This is a genomic window from Bradyrhizobium sp. SPXBL-02 (genome assembly GCF_051853065.1).
GTDB lineage: Bacteria > Pseudomonadota > Alphaproteobacteria > Rhizobiales > Xanthobacteraceae > Bradyrhizobium.
Window position 1 is genome coordinate 7,572,200 of the sequence record NZ_CP182474.1, and the last position, 22,754, is coordinate 7,594,953.

At 65.2% G+C, this 22,754-nt stretch carries 15 protein-coding genes and 1 pseudogene; 9 read left to right on the top strand and 7 right to left on the bottom strand.

What is annotated here, in order from left to right:
* Positions 1-45 precede the first annotated feature (45 nt).
* From ACNJYD_RS35195 to ACNJYD_RS35210, 4 genes are all read left to right on the top strand, one after another.
* Positions 46-2,421: an exopolysaccharide transport family protein gene (locus ACNJYD_RS35195; RefSeq protein WP_439364709.1), complete on the top strand. Its 2,376-nt coding sequence runs from the start codon at positions 46-48 to the stop codon at positions 2,419-2,421.
* Positions 2,414-3,217 (top strand): WecB/TagA/CpsF family glycosyltransferase, encoded by an 804-nt coding sequence (locus ACNJYD_RS35200; RefSeq protein WP_212259290.1) that lies wholly within the window; start codon positions 2,414-2,416, stop codon positions 3,215-3,217. Before ACNJYD_RS35195 ends, ACNJYD_RS35200 begins: the two co-directional genes overlap by 8 nt.
* Positions 3,218-3,236: 19 nt before the next feature.
* Positions 3,237-4,229: a UDP-glucose 4-epimerase GalE gene (galE, locus tag ACNJYD_RS35205; RefSeq protein ID WP_172787101.1), complete on the top strand. Its 993-nt coding sequence runs from the start codon at positions 3,237-3,239 to the stop codon at positions 4,227-4,229.
* A 224-nt stretch (positions 4,230-4,453) separates the two neighbouring features.
* The gene (locus ACNJYD_RS35210; protein WP_439367551.1) at positions 4,454-4,795 is read left to right on the top strand and encodes a hypothetical protein; all 342 of its coding nucleotides are present in this window, start codon (positions 4,454-4,456) and stop codon (positions 4,793-4,795) included.
* Here ACNJYD_RS35210 and ACNJYD_RS35215 read toward each other — a convergent pair.
* Both ACNJYD_RS35215 and ACNJYD_RS35220 read right to left on the bottom strand, forming a co-directional pair.
* Positions 4,769-8,875 (bottom strand): bifunctional diguanylate cyclase/phosphodiesterase, encoded by a 4,107-nt coding sequence (locus ACNJYD_RS35215; protein ID WP_439364710.1) that lies wholly within the window; start codon positions 8,873-8,875, stop codon positions 4,769-4,771. The genes ACNJYD_RS35210 and ACNJYD_RS35215 overlap by 27 nt on opposite strands.
* 373 nt (positions 8,876-9,248) lie before the next feature.
* Positions 9,249-9,704: an Lrp/AsnC family transcriptional regulator gene (locus ACNJYD_RS35220; protein ID WP_172787099.1), complete on the bottom strand. Its 456-nt coding sequence runs from the start codon at positions 9,702-9,704 to the stop codon at positions 9,249-9,251.
* 152 nt (positions 9,705-9,856) lie between these two features.
* Between ACNJYD_RS35220 and ACNJYD_RS35225 the strand changes: the two genes are divergently transcribed.
* Positions 9,857-13,306, top strand: a complete 3,450-nt coding sequence (locus ACNJYD_RS35225; RefSeq protein WP_439364711.1) for an indolepyruvate ferredoxin oxidoreductase family protein — start codon at positions 9,857-9,859, stop codon at positions 13,304-13,306.
* Positions 13,307-13,490: 184 nt separating this feature from the next.
* Here ACNJYD_RS35225 and ACNJYD_RS35230 read toward each other — a convergent pair.
* A pseudogene (locus tag ACNJYD_RS35230) lies at positions 13,491-14,403 on the bottom strand (LysR family transcriptional regulator).
* Positions 14,404-14,617: 214 nt separating this feature from the next.
* On the opposite strand from ACNJYD_RS35230, the gene ACNJYD_RS35235 reads away from it, so the two are divergent.
* From ACNJYD_RS35235 to ACNJYD_RS35250, 4 genes are all read left to right on the top strand, one after another.
* Positions 14,618-15,799, top strand: a complete 1,182-nt coding sequence (locus ACNJYD_RS35235; protein WP_212259286.1) for an HlyD family secretion protein — start codon at positions 14,618-14,620, stop codon at positions 15,797-15,799.
* Positions 15,800-15,916: 117 nt separating this feature from the next.
* The gene (locus tag ACNJYD_RS35240) at positions 15,917-17,530 is read left to right on the top strand and encodes an MDR family MFS transporter (RefSeq protein WP_212259285.1); all 1,614 of its coding nucleotides are present in this window, start codon (positions 15,917-15,919) and stop codon (positions 17,528-17,530) included.
* Between the two features lie 26 nt (positions 17,531-17,556).
* On the top strand, positions 17,557-18,018 hold the full coding sequence (locus ACNJYD_RS35245; protein WP_172787094.1) for a carboxymuconolactone decarboxylase family protein: 462 nt from the start codon (positions 17,557-17,559) through the stop codon (positions 18,016-18,018).
* Positions 18,019-18,343: 325 nt separating this feature from the next.
* Positions 18,344-19,531, top strand: coding sequence for an IS110 family transposase (locus ACNJYD_RS35250; RefSeq protein WP_439364712.1), 1,188 nt, complete (start codon positions 18,344-18,346; stop codon positions 19,529-19,531).
* On the opposite strand, the gene ACNJYD_RS35255 is transcribed toward ACNJYD_RS35250, so the two are convergent.
* From ACNJYD_RS35255 to ACNJYD_RS35270, 4 genes are all read right to left on the bottom strand, one after another.
* Positions 19,528-20,388 (bottom strand): D-amino-acid transaminase, encoded by an 861-nt coding sequence (locus tag ACNJYD_RS35255; protein WP_172787093.1) that lies wholly within the window; start codon positions 20,386-20,388, stop codon positions 19,528-19,530. The two genes, ACNJYD_RS35250 and ACNJYD_RS35255, sit on opposite strands and share 4 nt — an antisense overlap.
* Before the next feature lie 189 nt (positions 20,389-20,577).
* Positions 20,578-21,309, bottom strand: a complete 732-nt coding sequence (locus tag ACNJYD_RS35260) for an amino acid ABC transporter ATP-binding protein (RefSeq protein WP_212260106.1) — start codon at positions 21,307-21,309, stop codon at positions 20,578-20,580.
* Positions 21,310-21,321: 12 nt separating this feature from the next.
* Positions 21,322-22,014 (bottom strand): amino acid ABC transporter permease, encoded by a 693-nt coding sequence (locus ACNJYD_RS35265; RefSeq protein ID WP_439364713.1) that lies wholly within the window; start codon positions 22,012-22,014, stop codon positions 21,322-21,324.
* A 3-nt stretch (positions 22,015-22,017) separates the two neighbouring features.
* Entirely contained in the window at positions 22,018-22,749 is a 732-nt protein-coding gene (locus tag ACNJYD_RS35270; protein WP_035997279.1) for an amino acid ABC transporter permease, read from the bottom strand.
* Positions 22,750-22,754: the final 5 nt, after the last annotated feature.

Below are 22,754 nucleotides of genomic sequence, written 5' to 3' on the forward strand. Positions count from 1 at the left end.
GAGTAACCCCTCAGCCCGCGGCACTTGGAATGAAAGCTGGGGATCATGCTTGATTATAACCAGCCGATCGATCGAGCCGGACCGGAGGCCTCAGAGCGGAAGCCTCAGGCCGGCTTCAACGTGCTGGAGCTCGCCACTCTGCTCTGGCGGCGGAAGGTCGCGATCGCCGCGGCCGCCCTGCTCGGCGCAACGCTTGCCGTCACCATCGGCAAGAGCGTGACGCCCCGCTACACCGCCACCGCTCAGCTCTATGTCGACCCGCGCGAGCTTCAGCTCGTCGACCGCGAGCTCACACCGCGCGCCCAGGACGTCTCCGGCATGTCCATGGTGGTGGAGAGCCAGGCGCGCCTGATCACCTCCAACAGCGTGCTGCTCCAGGTGATCCAGCAGGCGGGTCTCGACAAGGACCCGGAATTCGGAGGCGGTGACGCTGCGAGCCTGATGTCGTCGCTGCTCGGCCTGATCGGCCTGCAGCCCCGCGCGCCCTCCGCTGCGGAGACGAAGGAGGTGCAGCTTGCGGCGCTCGAGGCGCTGAACAGGCACATCGCCGTGCGCAAGACCGAGAAGAGCTTCATCGTCGACGTCGAGGTCTGGTCGACGAATCCAGCGAAGGCGGCGATGCTCGCCAACACGCTGACCAATGCCTATCTCGCCGAATCCCGCAATTCGCAGGCTTCGGCGGCACGGCGGGCCACCAACGATCTCTCCAGCCGCCTGAAGGAGCTGCGCGACCGGCTGCGCAACGCCGAGACCGCACTGGCGACCTACAAGGCCCAGAACAATTTCGTCGGCACCCAGGATGCGCTGATCAGCGATCAGCAGCTCTCCGCCAGCAACCAGCGGCTTTCCGCGGCCCGCGCGGCGACGATGGATGCGCAGGCGCGGCTCGACCAGATCGAGGCGAGCCGCCGTACCGCCGCCGATGCCGGCGCGATTCCGGAGGCGCTGCAATCGCCGACCATTGCGAATTTGCGCGCGCAATATGCCGATGCGCGGAAGAAATATGCGGAGCAGGCCGGCGAGCTCGGCCCGCGCCATCCGGCTCTGCGCCAGACCGAGAAGCAGGTCGAGGACCTCAAGCGCACCATCAACGAGGAGATCGACCGCTTCGCCCAGTCCGCCAAGAACGACCTGACGCGCGCCCGCGATTTCGAGGCCTCGCTCAACCGCGCGCTGGAAGCACAGAAGCGGCAAAGCGTCCAGCTCAGCCAGGCCGCCGTGCGGCTGCGCGAGCTCGAGCGCGAAGCCGATGCCAGCCGCGACGTCTATCAGTCCTTTCTCAAGCGCTCCCGCGAGACCGAGGAGCAGGAGAGCCTGAACACCTCGGCCGCCCGCGTCATCGGCGACGCGACGGTGCCACAGCGGCGCTCGTTCCCGCCGGCCATGAGCCTGTTCGCCATGATCGGCTTCGTTTTCGGAGCGATCGCTGCATCGAGCTGGTTCGTTGTGGCAGATTTGCTGTTCGCTGGCGCAACCGCGCCTGCGACGCCGACACCCGCCCGACGTGAGCGCTCGCCGACGCCACAGGCTCCCCGAGCACCGGAGCTCCCGCGGGCTGCGGAGGTTGCCCAGCCGCGGCAGATCCCGCGCACGTCCGAAGCTGCGTCGGCTCCGCCGGAACTTGCCGCGCCTCCGCTGCAGCCTTCGATGGTCGAGCAGCCATTGATCGAGAAGCCGCTGATCGCACGCTTCCAGGAGGCCGACGTCATCCACACGCTCGGCGCCCTACTTCCCACCGGCGGCGGCGTCGATCTCACACGGCTGGGTTGGCCGACGCTGCGCCCGGGCTTTCCCCTGACGAGCCTGCTCAACGCCTGGCGCGACCTGCGCGCGGCGGTGGCGCGGCGCGCCGGCGGCAAGGCGATGCCGGTCGTTGCGCTGGTCGGTGCCGGCAGGACCAGCGGCCGCAGCGTGACCGCGCTGAATTTCGCGCTGGCGGCCGCACGCGACGGCGCCCGCGTGCTGATGATCGATGCCGACCATCAGGCGCGCTCGCTCTCAAACAAGGTCATCCGTCCCGGCAAGAGCGAGCCGAGCAGGCTCGGCTGGCTCTCGATCGGCAGCAAGGACGCACGCGAGATCAGGACGGTCAACGGCATCTCGGTGCTGCCCGCCGCGGAGGGCGACGCCGGCAAGGCCGCCGACGCCATCCGCAAGGCGATTGCGCAGGCTCGTTCGGCCGGCGGCTATGATCTCGTGGTCCTCGACGGCCCGGCCTTGCCGCTCGCTTCCGGCGGCCGCAAGCTGTTCGACGACATCGACGCGCTGGTGGCCGTGCTGCCGACCAGCCTCGACGTCAACGACAGCCTGGAAGAGATCCTGACCGCGCTCGGCCAGGCCGAGCGCAAGCTCGTCGGCGTCGTGCTCGACGAGCTCACCCCTGCAATGCAAACGCGCCAGCGAGGCAAACAATATGCTTGAGCGCCGCGTCAACTTCGACGGACGAGCAGCAACTGCCGAGGTGCCGAGAATCACCGTCGGCGGACTTCGCATGGCCGCGCTCGACCTGGAAGAGACCGCCGATTTCATGATCGAGGCGACCAATCCCGACCATCGCATCGGCCGTCCGCTGTTCCTGACTTCAGCCAATGGCGAGGTGCTGGCGCGCTGCTCGACCGAGCCGCAGACCGAACGCCTGTTCCGTGCCGCTGATCTAATCAACGCAGACGGTCAACCGCTGGTCGCAGCTTCGAAGCTGCAATCCTGGTTCCCGCTGCCGGAGCGCGTCGCAACCACCGACCTGTTCCACGTCGTCGCGCGCAAGGCCGAAGCCGCCGGCCGCACCTTCTACATGTTCGGCGCAAGCGAGCCCGAGAATGCCGCTGCGGTCGCAAACGTCCAGAAGATGTATCCACGCCTCAAGATCGTCGGGCGCAGCCACGGCTATCTTCGCGGCGAGGCGCTGCGTGCCCAGGTCGAGGAGATCAATGCCCTGGCGCCGGATTATCTGTGGGTCGCGCTCGGTGTGCCCAACGAACAGGCATTCGTGAAGGAGTTCACGCCGCATCTGACCAATGTTGGCGTCATCAAGACATCCGGCGGACTATTCAACTTCTTGTCAGGGAGCCGTTCCCGCGCGCCGCAATGGATGCAGAAGATCGGGCTCGAATGGGCCTGGCGCACCTTGCTCGAGCCGCGCCGTCTGCTCTGGCGTTATTTGACCACCAACCCCCGCGCGCTCTATCTTCTCTTCAGCCGCAACCGCCCCCTCCGCTAAGAGAAGAGCAGAATACGATATGACTGACCGACCGACCGTCCTCGTCACCGGGGGCGCTGGCTATATTGGCTCGCATGCTTGCCGCGCATTGACCGCCGCCGGCTATCAGCCCGTCGTTTATGACAATCTCTCGACGGGTCATCGCAGCTTCGTATCCGGCCCGCTGGTGACGGGCGACCTGCTCGACGGCGCGGCGCTGGCGCGCGCCTTCGCCGACCACAAGATCACGGCGGTGATGCATTTCGCGGCGGCGAGCCTCGTCGGGGAGTCCATGACCGACCCGCAGAAATATTACATCAACAACGTCCAGGGCACGCTGTCGCTGTTGCAAGCGATGCGCAACGCGGGCTGCCATCGTATCGTGTTCTCCTCGACCGGCGCCGTCTACGGCAACGCCGATTCCAAGGCGCTGCCGGAAGACTTTCCTTGCGCGCCGATCAATCCTTACGGCGCATCGAAATTGATGATCGAGCGCATGCTCGCCGATTACCGCACGGCCTATGGCTTCGGCGCGTTCTGCCTGCGCTATTTCAACGCCAGCGGCGCCGATCCGGCCGGCGGCATCGGCGAGCTGCGCGACAACGAGACCCACCTCATTCCGCGCGCGATGATGGCGCTTCAGGGCCATGTCGACTTCGCGGTGTTCGGCGACGATTACGACACGCCCGACGGCACCGCGATCCGCGACTACATCCACGTCACGGACCTTGCGGCCGCGCATGTCGCGGCCTTGAAGCTTCTGGAACAAGGCCATGCCGGCGGCAGCTTCAATCTCGGCACCGGCTCCGGTTTTTCCGTGCGCGAGATCCTCGACGCGATCAAGAAGGAGACCGGGCGCGAGGTGCCGCACACGGTCAAGCCGCGCCGCGCCGGCGATCCCACCTTTCTGGTCGCCGATCCCTCTGCTGCGAGAAAGGTGCTGAACTTCGTGCCGCGTCACTCCGACCTGCCGACGGTCGTCCGCACGGCCTGGGCCTGGCACCAGAAGGCGCATCCGTTCAGGCCGCGTTAGGCAATCGCGGCTGCAATCCCTTGCTTGCCGTGCCCTCGAGCGGCTAGAATGAATTGTCGCGGCCGCGCCGGCGCATCGCCGACAGCCGCGCGTTCCGCATTGCCGACGACGACGTCGGCCTGCATGGTTCGGCCCAGTTGCACGAACCGAATTTTCCGAGCGAAGTGACGATCAAGTCGGCGTGTCGGCCCGTCGTCGGACACGATTCTGGGAGCATCGACCACATGCATCAGGCTGCCCGCCTGGAATTCGAGCGCGTGATGGAGGAGTTCGTCCGCTGGCATGTCGTGCCGGAGGACGAGCGTTCGCCTGCGCCTGCCTGGTGGTGGGGGCCTGCCATGGCCGTGGTCGACGACCAGGAGCCGATGAGCGCAATATGCTGCTGCGCATTGGACGTGAGCGACGGGACGAGCTTCGCCGACGGCGCGCGTGCGATTCTCGCGCTGTTCAACGAGCAGACGTCACTGACGGCCCCCCAGGATTTTCCGAGCAAGGCCGAGGGGGAAGAGCACGAGGTCCGCGAGCTGCACCCGCAGCCGTCAGACGACAGCGCGTTTCAGCCCTGAGGCTGCGTCTTCATCGGCCGCTTCCGGCTGGAGCGGCGGGGCGACGGGCAGCACCATCGGCCGCAGCAGCTCGGCCATCTGCCGCGCCGGCAGCGGCTTGGAGATCAGGAAGCCCTGCATCTCGTCGCAGCCATGGCTGCGCAGGAACGCCTCCTGCTCGGCATTCTCGACGCCCTCGGCGACGACGGTCATGCCGAGGGCCTTGCCCATGCTGATGATCGCCTGCGCGATCGCCTGATCCTCCGAATCCTGCGGCAGGTCGCGCACGAAGGAGCGGTCGATCTTGATCGTGTCGATCGGGAAGTGCTTCATCAGCGACATCGACGAATAGCCGGTGCCGAAATCGTCGATGGCGAGACGGATGCCGCGGCTCTGGATGGAGTCGAGCACCTTGAGCGCGCGGCCGACATTGCGCATCATCATGCTCTCGGTGACCTCGAGCTGGAGCAGCACCGGCGACATGCCGGAGGCCGCCAACGCCTCGTCGACGTCCTGCAACAGATGCTCGTCGGCAAACTGCCGCGGCGACAGGTTGACTGCCATCGACAGCGGCAGCAGGCCGCGGCGCTGCCAGGCCATGGCTTGCGCGCAGGCCTCTTTCAGCACCCAGCGGCCGATCGGCACGATCAGCCCGGTTTCCTCCGCGAGCGGAATGAATTGTGCGGGCGAGACGTTGCCGAGTTCGGGATGGGTCCAGCGCAGCAGCGCCTCGACACCCGTGATCTGACCGGTCGCCATGTCCACCTTGGGCTGGTAGTTGAGCGAGAACTGCTCGCGTTCCAGCGCGCGGCGCAGCGCGCTCTCCAGCGACAGCCGCTCGATCGACTGCGTCTTCACCTCGTTGGAGAAGAATCGATAGCCGTTCTTGCCGTCCTCCTTGGCGAGGTACATCGCCATGTCGGCGTTCTTGGTCAGCGTCTGCGCATCGGAGCCGTTGGCCGGATACATCGCGATGCCGATCGAGGCCGTGGTGTGGCACTCGTGGCCGGCGAGCTCCATGGGCTCGGCGAGCGCAGCGAGCAATTCAGTCGCGATGCGCTGAACGTCGTCGATCTCGCCGCACTGGTCGAGGATCACCACGAACTCGTCGCCGCCGAGGCGCGCGACCACGTCGCTCGCCCGCAAGCTGCCGCGCAAGCGGTTCGCGACTTGGAGCAGGAGCAGGTCGCCGGCCTCGTGGCCGAGCGAATCGTTGATGACCTTGAAGCGGTCGAGGTCGATGAACAGCACCGCAAAGCGGTGATCATGGCGCTGCGCCGCAGCGATCGCCTCGCGCAAGAGCCCGTTGAAGGTCTCGCGGTTCGGCAGGTCGGTCAGGCTGTCGTGCGAGGCGAGGTATTCGATGCGCTCGTCGGCCTTGTTCTTCTCGTCGGTGCGATCGAAATTCTCCATCGCGAAGGAGACGTTGTCGGCGAGACGCTGCAACAGCTCGACGAATTCTGGCGTGAAGGTCGCCGGCTCGGTCGACATGTAGATCATGACGCCGACGGCCTCATCGTGCGTGACGAGCGGAAACGCGGCGCCCGACCGCGCGCCGTCGCCGCGCACGATGGGATGGAAGACGCGGACGCGGTCGTCGTTGAGATAATCGTTGCTGATGCAGGGCTGGCGCGTGCGGAACGCCGTGCCGCTCATGCCGCGCCCCTCCGGCCGCTCGGGATCGATCGAGAGACGGACATTGCGCGTGGTGCGGGCGGACGGACCGGCGGCGGCGACGATCTCGAGCAGGTCGGTACCAGGCCTGGCCAGGGCAATCGTGGTCGAGGTGAACTTGGCGCCGTTCGATGCCGCAAGGCAGACGAGGTCGAACAGCTCGGCACGCGACTTCGCGCGCATGATCGCCTCGTTGGTCGCGCTCAAGGCCGCGAACATGCGGGTGAGGCGCTCCTTCTGCGCTTCGGTGCGTGCCTTCTCCTCGGCGCGCTCGAAATTGTCGAGTGCGAAGGAGACGTTCTCCGCGAGGCGCCCGAGCAGCTCGACCAGATCGGGCGTGAACGTATTCTCTTCCGGTGCGAGGAAGAGCAGAATGCCGACCGGTTCCCGTCCCGCTCTCAGCAGCGGGAAGCACGCCGCAGCCCGCGTTCCATCCTCGATTGCCCTCGCGCGCCAATAGGCGGACCGCGGCTCGTTCAGATAGTCGTTCATGACGCTGGGCCGGCGCGTCCGCAGCGAGAGGCCGATGATGCCCTGGCCCTCGGGATGGTCGGCGGAAATGACGCAGGTCCGTCCGGCTATGCGCTCCTGCAGGCGCCCCTTGACCGCAACGACGCGGACGAGCTCGCCTGCTTCATCGATGATGCCGATCGTCGCCGCGGCGAACAGGTCGCCCAGCACGGCCGCCTGGCAAGCCACCTCGAACAGCTCCTCGCGCGTCTTGGCGCGCATGATGGCTTCGTTGGTTGCGCTCAGCGCCTCGAACATGCCGCTGAGACGATTGCGCTGCTTGTCCGCCCGCGCCTTCTCGTCGGCGCGGTCGAAGCTTTCGAGCGCGAAGGCGACGTTGGCCTGAAGCCTGCACAGCAGCTCGACGAGCTCCGGCGTGAAGGTGCCGCGCTCCGGGGAGTTGAACAGAAAGATGCCCTCGACCCGGTCGCCGTTGAGCAGCGGCAATGCCGCCGAGGATGCGATGCCGGTACGGCGGGCGCTGGCGTGCCAGGGCGCGATACGGTCGTCGGCGAGCACGTCGTTGCTGACGGCGGGCTGGCGCGTGCGAAACGCGGTGCCGGTCAGGCCGCGCCCTTCGGGCACCTGGTCGGAGGTGGAGAACGTGAACTCGCGAACCTCATCGGCGTTCGGGCCGTAGCAGGCGGCGACGCGCAGCAGCCCGGTGCGATGGTCGACCAGCGCGATGGTGGCCGAGGTGAACTTGGCCCCCTTGGCGGTCGCCTCGCAGACGAGATCGAACAGCTCGGCCCGCGACCGCGCTCGCAGGATCGCCTCGTTGGTGGCGCTGAGCGCCGCATACATGCGCGCCAGGCACTCTTCTTCTGCGGCGATGCGGGCTTTCTCGGCCTCGCGGCCGAAATTCTCGATCGCGAACGAGACGTTCTCGGCCATGCGCAGCATCAGCGCGACGATCTCCTCGTCCTTGGCCCAGGAGCGGCTGATGAAGAACAGCAGCACGCCGACGCTCTCGCCGTGCCTGATCAACGGCGCGACGACGCAGGCGGCGACGCCGGTGTTGACGTTGGCCTGCTCCCACGGCGTGCCCCTGGTGCGGCTGGCGAGATCGTCCTCGACGATGGCCTTCTGCGTCCGAAATACCTCGCCCGAGATGCCCTTGCCGTAGGGATTCTCCTGATCGACCGAATAGCGCGCCTGGGTGACCAGCTCGAGGTTCTGGCCGGTGGCGGCGACGGGCTTCATCCAGTGCGAATCCGGCTCGCGAAGCAGCACGATGGTCGCCAGCGACTTGCCGCTGTGGACCGAGGCGTCGCATACCAGCTGATACAGCTCCTGCTCGGTCTTGGCGTGCAGGATGGCTTCGTTGGTGGCGCTGATGGCGCCGAACATGCGGTTGAGCCGCCGTGTCGCCCGTTCGCTGGCCTGCCGCGCGGTCTCCCGCGCGAAATTGTCCAGCGCGTAGGAAATGTTCGCCGACATGCGCTCGAACAGCGACACCATCTGCTCGTTCAGCGAGTTGGGCTCGCTCCGCGTCACATACAACACGCCGACACTCTTGCCGTTGCAGAGCAGCGGCAGCGCCGCGGCCGCACCGATGTGGGCCTGGGCGGCGCCCTCGCGCCAGGCCAGCGAGCGTGGATCGTTCAGATAATCGTTGCTGACGCACAGCTTCTGATGGCGAAACGCCTCGCCGCCGACGCCGGATCCTTCGGGCGTGCCGGTTTCCGTCGTGATCACGATCGAGCGGAGCCGCGCAATGTCATCGCCACAGCCGGCCGCGAAGCACAACCTTCGGCCGTCCGGCTCGACCAGGAACACGGCAACGGCCAGAAAGTCCCCGCTCGAAAACCCGGCATCGCAGACCTTCTGGTACAGCTCCTCCGGCGATCTCGCGTAGAGAATCGCTTCATTGATGGCGCTCAACGCCGCAAAGGTGCGCGCGAGTGTCGTCGACACGATCTCAGCTCCCGGGCATTTCTGCCTATTTCTCCCGGTGCCTTTATGAGCGGCGACCGCCTAAGTGGTCGTTATTGCGCGGCGCAAACCGTCGATCAAAGTGAACGAGCTGCGAACGAGCGCGACAAAACTGACGGGAATACCGCTGCGAGGCCGAACCGTCGACGAAAGGCATGTTCCGTTTACCAATTTGCCGCCCTGTGTTGGTTTACGGGAGATTGATATCGCGGTGCCCTGGGGTGGGCACAGCGACTTGTCCGCCGTAGCTCGATGAGCGAAGGCGGAAGCGCGCCTACCGACCTTCGCAAGGTCGAGCGAGATCGTGGGCACGGCGCAAGTGCGCCTTTGCCCACCCCACAGGACTTTCCGCATCTCAAAACGGCAGCGCCACGCTGGTCTTGATCTCCTTCAGCACGACGTTGCTGCGGACGTAGCGGATGCCGGGAATGCGGAACATGAACTCGTCGAGGAAGCGGTTGTAGGCCGCCATGTCCTGGACGACGACGCGCAAATGATAATCGGCGTCCCCGGTGGTCGCAAAACACTCCAGCACCTCGCGGCGCTTGGTGACCCTCGCCACGAATTCGTCGACGAACTTCGCATCGTGACGCTCCAGCGAGACGTGGAGGATGGCCGACATCGCAAAGCCCGCCTGCTCGCGCGCGACCAGCGCCGCATAGCCCTGGATGACGCCGCTTTCCTCCAGCGCCCGCACCCGCCGCCAGCAGGCGGAAGTGGACATGCCGACCTCGTCGGCGAGTTGCTGGTTGGTGGCGCGGCCATCTCTCTGGAGATGGGCGAGAATGCGGCTGTCCTGCTCTTCGATCATGGGAGGCTCCAGTTCGAGCAGATCTACCAGATTGAACGCCGTCTTGCAAAATCCTACCGAATTTCTGCAGCAGAAGGGATAAATAGGTAAGACCTACCAACGCCTCGGGCATAACCTTCCATCACTGGGCAGGATGCCGCGCGAGGTCCGCCATGGACGCCATTTCCTCACTCGACACGTACGAGCTCTCCGATCGCTACGAGCGCGAGGAGGGCCGCGTCTTCCTCACGGGCACGCAGGCCATCGTCCGTATCGCGCTCGACCAGGCGCGACGCGATCGTGCGGCCGGGCTCAACACCGCCGGCTTCATCTCCGGCTATCGCGGCTCGCCGCTCGGCGGCGTTGATCTCGAACTGTGGCGCATCCAGCAGCAGCTTAAGCGCGACCGCATCGAATTCCTCCCCGCCGTGAACGAGGACCTCGCGGCAACCGCGGTGCTGGGCTCGCAGCAGGTCGAGACGCAAGCCGACCGCGAGGTCGATGGCGTGTTCGGGCTCTGGTACGGCAAGGGCCCGGGCGTCGATCGTTCCGGCGATGCGCTCAAGCACGGCAACGCCTATGGCTCCTCGCCGCACGGCGGCGTGCTGGTGGTCGCCGGCGACGACCATGGCTGCGTCTCCTCCTCGATGCCGCATCAGTCCGACGTCGCCTTCATGAGTTGGTTCATGCCCACGCTGCATCCGGCCGACGTCGGCGAATATCTGGCGTTCGGCGAATATGGCTACGCACTGAGCCGCTTCTCCGGCATGTGGGTCGGCTTCAAGGCGATCTCGGAAATCGTGGAATCAGGCGCCTCCGTCGCGCTGCGCCCGCCGCGCCTCTTCCGCACGCCCGACTTCACGCCGCCGCCGGGCGGCCTGCATTATCGCTGGCCCGATCTGCCGGGTCCGCAGATCGAGGAACGGCTGGAAGCCAAGAAGCACGCGGTCTACGCCTTCGCCAAGGCCAACCCGATCGACCGTCACATCTACGACATCCCCAGCGCCACCTACGGCATCGTCACGACCGGCAAGGCGCATCTCGATTTGATGGAGGCGCTGCGGCTGATGGGCCTCGATGAAGCCGCCTGCCGCCGCATCGGCATCGACGTCTACAAGGTCGGCATGGTCTGGCCGCTGGCGTTGCACGACGCGATGGGGTTCGTGAAGGGCAAGCGCGAGATCCTGGTGGTCGAGGAGAAGCGCGGCATCATCGAGAGCCAGTTCAAGGAGTACTTCTACGACTATCCCGGCAGCAAGCCCGAGCGCATGGTCGGCAAGCACGACGAAACCGGCGCACGGCTGATCTCCTGGATCGGCGAATTGTCGCCCCGCGCGCTCGCGAACGTGCTCGCGCGCCGGCTCGATCCGATGTTTCCGGGCCTCAATCTCGCCGCGCGCGCCGCCGCCTTGGTGCCGGAAGCCGCGCGCACGATCAATGTCAGCGGCGCGACACGCACGCCCTATTTCTGCTCGGGATGTCCGCACAACACCTCGACCAAAGTGCCGGAAGGATCGAAGGCGCTCGCCGGCATCGGCTGTCATTTCATGGCGAGCTGGATGGACCGCGAAACCTCCTCGCTGATCCAGATGGGCGGCGAGGGCGTGAACTGGGCCGCTTCATCGCGATTCACCGGGCACAAGCACGTGTTCCAGAATCTCGGCGAAGGCACCTACTACCATTCCGGCTCGATGGCGATTCGCCAGGCGATCGCGGCCAAGGCCAACATCACCTACAAGATCCTGTTCAACGACGCGGTCGCCATGACCGGCGGCCAGCCCGTCGACGGGCCCGTCAGCGTCCATGCCATCGCCCACAGCGTCCGCGCCGAAGGTGTTGAGCGCATCGCCCTGGTGTCGGATAATCCCGCGCAGTTCTCGCCGTCCGACCTGCCGGCCGGCGTCACCATCCATCCGCGCGAGGAGATGGATGCCGTGCAGCGCGAGCTGCGCAATATTCCCGGCGTCTCGGTCCTGATCTACCAGCAGACCTGCGCCACCGAGAAGCGGCGCCGGCGCAAGCGCGGGCAGATGGCCGATCCCAAGCGGTTCGCCTACATCAACGATCTCGTCTGCGAAGGCTGCGGCGACTGCTCGGTCGAATCCAACTGCCTCAGCGTCGAGCCGAAGGAGACGCCGTTCGGCCGCAAGCGGCAGATCAATCTGTCGGCCTGCAACAAGGATTTTTCCTGTCTCAACGGCTTCTGCCCGAGCTTTGTCACGGTCGAAGGCGCGACGCGCCGCAAGAAGAGCGCGAGCCGGATCGATGCGACCGAGCGCGCCGCAACGCTTCCCCTGCCCGCGCCCGCAACGCTCGACCGGCCCTACGACCTCATGGTGACCGGCGTCGGCGGCACCGGCGTGATCACCGTCGGCGCGCTGATCGGCATGGCCGCGCATCTGGAACGCCGCGGCGTTTCGGTGCTCGACTTCACCGGCTTTGCGCAGAAATTCGGGCCTGTGCTGAGCTACATTCGCCTGGCCGCGAACCCCGAGGCGCTGCACCAGGTCCGCATCGACCAGGGCGCGGCCGATGCGCTGATCGGCTGCGATCTCGTCGTCAGCTCCTCGCCAAAGGCCTCGGGCACCTATCGCCGCGGCACCCGTGCCGCCGTCAACACCGCGGAAATGCCGACCGGCGACGTGGTCCGCTTCCGCGACGCCGATCTCGCTGCGCCAGCCCGCCTGCGCGCAATCGATCAGGTCATCGGCGAGCACAATCTCGACACGATCAATGCCAACGTACTGGCCGAGCGCCTGCTTGGCGATTCCGTCTACGCCAACATCATCATGCTGGGCTTTGCCTGGCAGCACGGTCTTGTCCCTGTTTCGCTGCAGGCTTTGTTGCGGGCGATTGAGCTCAACGGCGTCGCGGTCGAACGCAACAAGCAAGCCTTTGCCTGGGGCCGGATCGCCGCTGCCGATCCGGATTTTCTGCCCAAGGCGGAGGATGCGCCAAAGGCCGAAACGCTCGATGCGACCATTGCCCGGCGCATCGAATTCCTCACGGCCTATCAGAACGAAGCCTACGCGGCGCGCTACCGGGCGATGGTCGCAAAGGTGCGCAATGCCGAGGCCAAGCTGAACAGCGAGGCGCTGACCGAGGCGGTCGCGCGCGCGCTGTTCAAGCTGATGGCCTACAAGGACGAGTACGAGGTGGCGCGGCTGCACATGCAAACCGGCTTTCTCGATGAATTGAAGCGCGAGTTCGAGGACGGCTTCAGCGTCCAGTATCACCTCGCCCCGCCGTTCCTGACGTCCCGGCGCGACGCCCGGGGCCGGCCGCGCAAGCGCGCCTTCGGCCAGTGGATCCAGGTGCCTCTGGCCATGCTCGCGCGCCTGAAAGGGTTGCGCGGAACGCCGTTCGATCCGTTCGGCTACACCGCGGAACGGCGCGCCGAGCGTGAACTGATCGCCTGGTATGAAGGCCTGATCGAGCGGATGCTGGGCGAGCTCGACGCGGCGCATCTGCCAAATCTCGTGGCGATTGCCAAAGGCCCGATGGAGATCCGCGGCTATGGCCCGGTGAAGGACGCCGCGATCGTGAAAGTGAAGACCGAGGTCGAGCGGCAGCTCGTTGAACTTGACACACCACCGCCGGCAAGGATGCAGGCCTACGGTTGACGCAGCGCTGCCGGAATCGTGCCCTACCCTTCGCCCTCTCGTCATTGCGAGGAGCGCTTGCGACGAAGCAATCCAGAATCTTTCCGCGGAGCGATTCTGGATTGCTTCGCTTCGCTCGCAATGACGAAGAGTGGTGGGCACGGCGCTAACGCGCCCTTGCCCCCTACGGCTCTGCCGCCATCGCTCACGAATACGGGTTGATCAGCTTCTGCTGCTCGGCGCTGTGGTGCACGAGCAGGTCGATGAAGGTCCTCACCTTCGCCGAAAGATGGTGACGATGCGGGTAGACCGCATTCATGGAGAGCTCGACCGTCCGATATTCCGGCAACAGGCGCACGAGGCGGCCGGCTTCGAGATCATCCTGAATGAGGAACCCCCGCCATCAGGCAGATTGCGGCGCCCTCCAGCGCGACCTTCCGCAATGCTTCCCCGCTGTTGGTGACGAAGCTGCCGGAGATGCGCACCGAGGCCGGCGAGCCCTTGCGATCGAGGAAACGCCATTCGTCGCCGAACGGATAGTTCAAGTGCCGACCACAATTGTGCGCGGCGAGCTCGTCGAGCTTCTGCACCCGGCCGTGCTTCTCGATGTAGTCATGGGAGCAGCACAGCACGTGACGCCAGGTGGCAAGGCTCCGCACGATCAGGCTCGAATCCGGCGGCTGTATCATGCGCAGGGCCACGTCGTAGCCTTCCTCGATGAGGTCGACCTCGGCCTCGCCCATGCGCAGATCGATCTTGAGCTCCGGATAGGCCGACAGCAGTTTCGCCGCAATCGGCGCGACGAACGGCACCATGTGCGTGGCGACGTGAATGCGCAACGTGCCGCGCGGCACCGACTGCAATTCGCTCGCGATGTCGTCGGCCTGTTCGATGTCGGCGAGAATCTGGACGCAGCGGTCGTAATAGGCCTTGCCGATCTCGGTCAGATTGACCTTGCGCGTGGTGCGGTGAAGCAGCCGCACCCCGAGCCGGTCTTCCAGGGCCTGCACGTGATTGCTCACCATGGTGGTCGACATGTTGAGCTTGCGGGCTGCTGCAGAGAAGCCGCCGGCCTCGACCACCCGGCTGAACACTTCGAGGCTGGTCAATCGATCCATGGCTTTCCTTGCACTGGGATGTGCGCCTCGGCAGCAATCGCGCGACAGAGACGGCAATCGCGCTGGCGCAGTCGCGCCCCTGACCCGGTAGACATCACGAACCAGGGTGACGGCTCAGATTATCCACTCTCAATGGATAATCCTTCCAGAATTTAGCTGATTATCACCTGAGCCAGCAAGACCGATAGTCTCAGCGAGACGACAGGAGACGCAAATGTCCGAAATGCCCCGCACTGAGACCTTCCAGCAAGCAACTGAAATCGCGCACGAATATGCCAAGACGGCGCCCGCTGTCCCAGCCCCGAACAGGGTTCGGCGCGCGGCATTGGCGCTCGCGCTCCTCGCAGGCACGGCAGCCATGGCCTACTACGGACACGATTACTGGACCAACGGCCGATACCTCGAATCCACCGACGACGCCTATGTGAAGGCGGACTCGACGATCGTCGCGCCGAAGGTCTCCGGCTACATCGCCAAGGTGCTGGTCGGCGACAACGAGAAGGTTCGGTCGGGCCAACTGCTGGCCAAGATCGACGACCGCGATTTCAAGGCGGCGCTCGACCAGGCGAAAGCCGACGTTGCTGCCGGCGAAGCCTCGGTCCGCAACATTGATGCCCAACTCGAACTGCAACAGCCGATTATCGCGCAGAGCACGGCTGATGTGGCGGCTGCGGAGGCCAATTTGAAATTCGCGCAGGAGGAGCGCGCCCGCTACGACGACCTGATGAAGTCGGGCTCCGGCACGATCCAGCGCGCGCAGCAGACCGATGCGGCGCTGCGCGCCAGCAGCGCGCAATTGCAGCATGCCAAGTCCGGCCTCGTCGCCGCGCAGCGCAAGGTCGACGTGCTCACCACCCAGCGCGCCCAGGCTGCCGCCCAGCTCGAACGCGCCCGTGCGGTCGCGCAGCAAGCCGCGCTGAACCTGTCCTATACCGAGATCACCGCTCCCGTGGACGGCACGGTCGGCGCCCGCAGCTTGCGTGTCGGCCAATACGTGCAGGCCGGCACGCAATTGATGGCGGTGGTGCCGCTCGATGCCGTCTATGTCGTCGCCAATTTCAAGGAGACCCAGCTCACCCATGTGCGGCCGGGCCAGCCGGTCGAGCTGCACGTCGATAGCTTCCGCGACACCATTCTGCGCGGCCATGTCGACAGCCTATCGCCGGCAAGCGGGCTCGAATTCGCGCTCTTGCCGCCCGACAACGCCACCGGCAACTTCACCAAGATCGTGCAGCGCGTTCCCGTGAAGATCGTGCTCGACGATCACAGCCTCACGGGCCTGCTCCGGCCGGGCATGTCCGCGGTGCCGACCGTCGACACCAAACAGGCGGTGCTGGCCGAGCGCGACAGCGCAAAGCGTCTGGCTGACAATGCACCCCACCCAAGCGGAGACTGAAGCCGGAAGGCTCCGGCCGGACCGTCAAATCCGACCGGATGATCCTTCCAGAATTTCCGCGATGATCGAAACCACCCGCCTAACGCATCCTGTCTCCGTACCCGAGACGAGGCTTCCATGAGCACGCTCCAACCGGCCCTCAACGCCACCTCCGCCAATCTCCCCGTCCCTGCTGAGCCCACGATGCCGGTTGTATCCACAAGGACCTGGATCGCGGTGATCGGCGCCACCCTCGGCGCCTTCATGGCGGTTTTGAACATCCAGATCGTCAACGCCTCGCTCGCGGACATCCAGGGCGCGATCGGCGCCGGCATCGATGACGGCGGCTGGATCTCGACCTCCTACCTGATCGCCGAGATCGTGGTGATCCCGCTGTCCGGCTGGCTGGCGCAGGTGTTCTCGATCCGCATCTACCTGCTCACCAACGCGATCCTGTTCCTGATTCTGTCCGCTTCCTGCGCGCTGGCGCAGGATCTGTCGCAGATGATCGTGCTGCGCGCCATCCAGGGCTTCACCGGCGGCGTGCTGATCCCGATGGCCTTCACGCTGATCATCATGCTGCTGCCGCGCGGCAAGCAGCCGGTCGGCCTTGCGCTGTTCGCGCTGTCGGCCACGTTCGCGCCGGCGATCGGCCCGACCATCGGCGGCTATCTCACCGAGAATTTCGGCTGGCAATACATCTTCTATGTCAACCTGGTGCCCGGCGCGATCATGGTCGGCATGCTCTGGTACGCGCTCGAGGCGAAGCCCATGAATCTTTCGCTGCTCCGCGAGGGCGACTGGGCCGGCATCATCACCATGGCGATCGGCCTGTCCGCACTGCAGACCGTGCTGGAGGAAGGCAACAAGGACGACTGGTTCGGCTCGCCTTTCATCGTCAAGCTCTCGGTCATCGCCGCCGTTGCGCTGACCGCCTTCCTGATCATCGAGCTCACGGTGAAGAAGCCGCTGCTCAATCTGCGCCTGCTCGTGCGCCGCAATTTCGGCTTCGGCATGCTCGCGAACTTCCTGCTCGGCGTCGCACTCTACGGCTCCGTGTTCATCCTGCCGCAATACCTGTCGCGCATCCAGGGCTACAACGCCGAGCAGATCGGCACGGTGCTGGCCTGGACCGGGCTGCCGCAGCTCGTGCTGATCCCGCTGGTGCCGCGCCTGATGCAAAAATTCGATGCGCGGATTATCATCGGCATCGGCTTCGTTCTGTTCGCAGCATCCAACTTCATGAACATCGACATGACCAACGACTATGCCGCCGACCAGCTGCTGTGGCCCAATGTCGTTCGCGCCATCGGCCAGGCGCTGGTGATGGCGCCGCTGTCGGCGGTCGCAACCGCAGGCATCGAAGCGGAGAATGCGGGCTCGGCCTCCGGCCTGTTCAACATGATGCGCAATCTCGGCGGCGCCGTCGGCATCGCGCTGCTGCAGACCGTTCTGACCAAGCGCGAGCAATATCACTCCAACGTGCTGATGCAGTCGGTCTCTGTGTTCGAAGAAGCCACACGCACGCGGATCGAGCAGCTCACACAATATTTCGTCAATCACGGCGTTCTCGACCGTGCGGACGCCGCGCATCGCGCCTATGTAGCGATCGGCCATACCGTGCAGAAGCAGGCCTTTATCTTCGCCTTCAGCGACACGTTCTATCTGCTCGGCATGGCGCTGATCGTTGCCCTGGTTGCCGTCCTCTTCCTGAAGAAGCCCGGCCAAGTCTCGGCCGGCGGAGCCCACTGACCCAGCCAAAGAAAAGGAGACCGACCATGAAGCCCCGCATGAACTACTACCAGGCCGCGCCCGACACGATCAAAGCGCTGATGGCGCTGGAAGCGCAGATCCAGTCGACGGGCCTGGAGAAATCGCTGATCGAGCTGGTCAAGATCCGGGCGTCGCAAATCAACGGCTGCGCCTTCTGCATCAACATGCACACCGAGGACGCCCGCAAGCGCGGCGAGACCGAGCAGCGCATCTACCTGCTCAATGCCTGGCGCGAATCCCCGCTTTATTCCGACCGCGAGCGCGCGGCGTTGGCCTGGACGGAAGCGGTGACCCTGATCTCGGAGACGCATGCGCCGGATGACGTCTACGAACAGGTCCGCGCGCAGTTCTCCGAGGCGGACACGGTGAACCTGACCATGCTGATCGGCGCCATCAATGCCTGGAACCGGATTGCGATCGCGTTCCGCGCCGTTCATCCGGTGAAGGTGAAGGCGTCGGTGGCGTGAGCCGGCCGTAACAGACGGTCTCGTAGGGTGGGCAAAGCGTAAGCGTGCCCACAATTCTTTCAGCGAAAACGAGAGAAGACGTGGGCACGGCGCAAGGGCGCCTTTGCCCACCCTTGTATTAGCGCGCCGGGTTAGGATGGCCCCGTTCCGTGAGGGATGGCCCAGCCCGGGTGGCCGCCCGAGCTGGGCCGCCGATCGATCGGATCGATGCCCACCGAAGCCTTGAAGGGCTGCGTTTCGTAGCAAGATCGCGGTCGGCACTTCATCGGGACCCGCATGGTTGAACGAACTTCAGGTTCGCATTCACAAGGGAGGGTCGAGGAAGATGGCCAAGCGTATCACGATCTGTGCCGGGATCGATACCGGCAAAGCTAAGCTCGACGTGGCGGTCGACGGCAGCTCGGAGCAATGGCAGGTCGACAACACGGTAGAAGGCCACCAGGCGCTGGTGGAGTGGCTGAAGCGCCGCAAGGTCAAGCGGATAGGGATCGAGGCCAGTGGAGGCTACGAGCAGGCGGTGGTCGCCGAGCTGCGGCGCAAGCGGTTCGTCGTCATCCTGTTTCAGCCGAAGCAGGTCTGTGCCTATGCCACGTTCCATCAGCTGCTGGCCAAGAACGACAAGATCGACGCGGCGCTGATCGCGATGTGCACTGCTGCGGTCAAGACGATCCATCCCGCTCCGGATCCGCGCCTGCAGCCCTTTGCCGAGCATCTGACGATGATCGACCAGATCACGGAGGACATCGCAAGACTGAAGAACCGGCTCGAGAGTTGCCGCGACACGCGGATTCAAGGGATTTGGAAGGCGCAGATCGCGCTCCTGGCCAAGTCCAAACGAGCCGAACTCAAAGCGCTGCTGGCGGCGATCCGCCAGCACCCTGATCTGGCCGCACGGCTCGATCTGATCTATAGCGTCGCCGGCTGCGGCCTGCCGACCGCCGTTGCCGTCCTGGTCAGGATGCCCGAGGTCGGCAACATCACGCGCGGGCCCGCTGCAGCTCTCGGCGGGCTGGCGCCTTATGACGACGACAGCGGCAATCACACCGGCGCCCGTCACATCGAGGGTGGCCGCGAACGCCTGCGCCGGGCGCTCTACAACGCGGCTCTCGCGGCATCCTTCCGCTGGAATCCGCAGCTCAAGGCTCTGTACGCCCGCCTGATCGCAGCCGGCAAACGCCACAAATGCGCGCGCATCGCCTGCGCCAGAAAGCTGCTCGTCACCATCAACGCCGTCGTCGCCCGCGGAACTCCCTGGGTGGCCGAGGTGCCTCACGCGCCTAGCTGCCCGCCGTCTGACCGCGTTTCTTTGTTCGATCAGGCGACCGTTTCTTCGTCCCGACCTGCCGCCACAACGACGCCGCGCGCGGCGGCCGTCAAGGCTGGCCGTCGCTCAAATCTCGCCTCACATCCGCTGCCGCCAGGCCACGCCTTGACGGTCGCAAGCGCGGCGTCATGCTCAAGGCAATCGGGCGCCGCTTCAATGGTTGCTACGGCAGCTGAGCGTGTGGCCTAAACCGCCGTCGCCTTGGCGAACTCAACGTAGATCTCGCGAAGGCGCGTCGCCGTCGGACCGGGCTTGCCGTCGCCGATCGTCTTGCCGTCGATGGCGACGACCGGCTGCACGAAGGAGGATGCGCTGGTGATGAACGCTTCCTTGGCGGCGAGCGCTTCGGCGACCGTGAAGGAACGTTCCTCGACGCGGAGCTGGCGCTCTTCGGCAAGCGCGATCACGGCCTTGCGGGTGCAGCCGGGCAGGATGGCGTTGGAGTTCTTGCGGGTGACGATGACGTCGTCCTTGGTCAGGATGAACGCCGTGGACGAGCCGCCCTCGGTCACATAGCCCTCCTGCAGCATCCAGGCTTCGCCGGCGCCGGCTTCGGCCGCGGCCTGCTTCGCCAGCACCTGCGCCAGCAGCGCCACGCTCTTGATGTCGCGGCGCTCCCAGCGGATGTCGGGCACCGTGATGACTTTGATGCCGGTCTTGGCCACCGGGGTGTTGATGATGTCCTTCTCCGAGGTGAACATCACCAGGCTCGACTTGACGTCAGCCTTGGGAAACGGGAAGTCGCGCCCCTTGTCGGCGCCGCGCGTCACCTGGAGATAGACGAGGCCGTTCACGAGCTTGTTGCGCGCGATCAGCTCCTTCTGCAGCTCTGTGATGCGCTCGATGGTCTCCGGCAGCCTCAAGCTGATCTCGCCGACGGACCGCTCCAGCCGCGCCAGATGCGAAGCATTGTCGACCAGCTTGCCGTCGAGCACGGCCGAGACCTCGTAAATGCCATCGGCGAACAGGAAGCCGCGATCGAGCACCGAGATCCTGGCTTCCGAGAGCGGGACGAATGAGCCGTTGACGTAGGCGATCGAGTCCAAGGCAGGTCTCCTGGGAGGGAAAAGGGGGGAATTGGCTATCGGTATAGGAGATTTGGCGAGCCCGATAAACCCTCGATCAGTCATTCCGGGGCATTCGCAAAGCGAATGAGCCCGGAATCCATCTCACCCCGGTACTGGCGCCCGATGGATCCCGGGCTCGCGCTAAGCGCGCCCCGGGATGACGACCGGTTAATGCGACAGAATCTTCGACAAGAACTTCTGCGCGCGGTCGCTGCGGGGCTTGCCGAAGAAATCGTCCTTCGCCGCGTCCTCGACGATCTCGCCGCGGTCCATGAAGATGACGCGGTTGGCGACTTTGCGGGCAAAACCCATCTCGTGGGTCACGACCATCATGGTCATGCCCTCGCGGGCGAGATCGACCATGACGTCGAGCACCTCGCTGACCATTTCCGGATCGAGCGCCGAGGTCGGCTCGTCGAACAGCATCACGATCGGATCCATGGCGAGCGCGCGCGCGATGGCGACGCGCTGCTGCTGGCCGCCGGAGAGCTGCGCCGGGAATTTCTGCGCCTGCTCCTTCAAGCCGACGCGCTCGAGCAGCTGCATCCCCTTGGTCAGCGCCTTGTCATGCCCCCTGCCCAGTACCTTCTCCTGCGCGAGGCAGAGATTGTCGATGATCTTGAGGTGCGGAAACAGCTCGAAATGCTGGAACACCATGCCGACGCGCGAGCGCAGCTTCGGCAGATTGGTCTTGGGATCGTTGACCTTGGTGCCGTCGACCAGGATGTCGCCGCTCTGGAACGGCTCCAGCGCATTGACGCATTTGATCAGCGTCGACTTGCCCGAGCCCGAGGGGCCGCAGACCACGACCACCTCGCCCTTGGTGACATTGGTGGTGCAGTCGGTCAGCACCTGGAAGGTGGGGCTGTACCATTTGTTGACATGGCTGATTTCGATCATGATCGACACGCTCTATCGAATGATGGCGATGCGCGCCTGCAGGCGACGGACGCCGTAGGACGCGATACAGGAAATGGTGAAGTAGACGATCGCTGCGAACAGATACATCTCAACCAGGCGGCCGTCGCGCTGCGCCACCTTGCTCGCCGCGCCCAGGAAGTCGGTGATCGACAGGACGTAGACCAGCGAAGTGTCCTGGAACAGCACGATGGTCTGCGTGATCAGCACCGGCAACATGTTGCGGAAGGCCTGCGGCAGCACGACGTAGCGCATGGTCTGCGCGTAGGTCAGCCCCAGCGCGCTGGCCGCGGCCGGCTGGCCGCGCGAGATCGACTGGATGCCGGCGCGCATGATCTCGGAGAAATACGCGGCCTCGAACATGATGAAAGTAATCAGCGAGGATGCGAAGGCGCCGACGCTGATCGGCCGCGAGGCTCCGGTCAGCCACTGGCCGATATAGGGCACCAGGAAGTAGAACCAGAAGATCACCAGCACCAGCGGCAGCGAGCGCATGAAGTCGACATAGATGCCGGCGACGCGCCCGAGAATCTTGAAGCCGGACAGGCGCATCAGGGCGAGCGCCGTACCGAAGACCAGGCCGCCGAGGGCAGCCAGTGCCGTCAGCGTCAGTGTGAACGTCATGCCCTCGTAGAACAGATAGGGCAGCGCGCGGCGGATGACGTCGAAATCGAGATTGCCGAGCATCGCTTATTTCCCCGTGATGTAGCCGGGGATCGCCACCCAGCGCTCGAGGAAGCGCATGGCGGTGACGACGACGGCGTTGACGAGGAGATAGAGGATGGTCGCGGCGGTGAAGGCCTCGAACACCTGGAACGAGAATTCCTGCATCGAGCGCGCCTGTCCGGTCAGCTCGAGCAGGCCGATGGTGATGGCGACCGCGGTGTTCTTGATGGTGTTGAGGAATTCGGACGTCAGCGGCGGCAGGATGATGCGGAAGGCCATCGGCAGCAGCACGTAGCGATAGCCCTGCACGGTGGTCAGGCCGAGCGCAGTCGCCGCCATCTTCTGCCCGCGCGGCAACGAGGAGATGCCGGCCTGCAGCTGCACGGCCACGCGCGCCGACATGAAGAAGCCGACCCCGATCGCAGCCGTCCAGAACGGCGCGTTCGGCAATTGCTTCAGCCACAGGCCCGCGGCCCTCGGCAGGATCTCCGGCAGCACGAAGAACCACAGGAAGAGCTGCACCAGCAGCGGCATGTTGCGGAAGAATTCGACGTAGGCGAAGCCGAACCAATTGGCGCCTTTCGACGGCAGCGTGCGCATGACGCCGACGATCGATCCTGTGATCAGCGCGATCACCCAGGCCAACGCCGCGGTCTTGAGGGTCAGCGCCAAACCCGACAGCAGCATGTCGAGATAGGTGCCGGTCCCCATCGGATTCGGCTGGAAGAAAATTCCCCAGTTCCAGTTGTAGTTCACGTGTC

Bases quoted from the DNA above. Each gene is read 5' to 3' on its own strand.
- ACNJYD_RS35195 (WP_439364709.1), top strand. From the start codon at position 46: ATGCTTGATTATAACCAGCCGATCGATCGAGCCGGACCGGAGGCCTCA.
- ACNJYD_RS35200 (WP_212259290.1), top strand. From the start codon at position 2,414: ATGCTTGAGCGCCGCGTCAACTTCGACGGACGAGCAGCAACTGCCGAG.
- galE (WP_172787101.1), top strand. From the start codon at position 3,237: ATGACTGACCGACCGACCGTCCTCGTCACCGGGGGCGCTGGCTATATT.
- ACNJYD_RS35210 (WP_439367551.1), top strand. From the start codon at position 4,454: ATGCATCAGGCTGCCCGCCTGGAATTCGAGCGCGTGATGGAGGAGTTC.
- ACNJYD_RS35220 (WP_172787099.1), bottom strand. From the start codon at position 9,704: ATGATCGAAGAGCAGGACAGCCGCATTCTCGCCCATCTCCAGAGAGAT.
- ACNJYD_RS35225 (WP_439364711.1), top strand. From the start codon at position 9,857: ATGGACGCCATTTCCTCACTCGACACGTACGAGCTCTCCGATCGCTAC.
- ACNJYD_RS35235 (WP_212259286.1), top strand. From the start codon at position 14,618: ATGTCCGAAATGCCCCGCACTGAGACCTTCCAGCAAGCAACTGAAATC.
- ACNJYD_RS35240 (WP_212259285.1), top strand. From the start codon at position 15,917: ATGAGCACGCTCCAACCGGCCCTCAACGCCACCTCCGCCAATCTCCCC.
- ACNJYD_RS35245 (WP_172787094.1), top strand. From the start codon at position 17,557: ATGAAGCCCCGCATGAACTACTACCAGGCCGCGCCCGACACGATCAAA.
- ACNJYD_RS35250 (WP_439364712.1), top strand. From the start codon at position 18,344: ATGGCCAAGCGTATCACGATCTGTGCCGGGATCGATACCGGCAAAGCT.
- ACNJYD_RS35260 (WP_212260106.1), bottom strand. From the start codon at position 21,309: ATGATCGAAATCAGCCATGTCAACAAATGGTACAGCCCCACCTTCCAG.
- ACNJYD_RS35265 (WP_439364713.1), bottom strand. From the start codon at position 22,014: ATGCTCGGCAATCTCGATTTCGACGTCATCCGCCGCGCGCTGCCCTAT.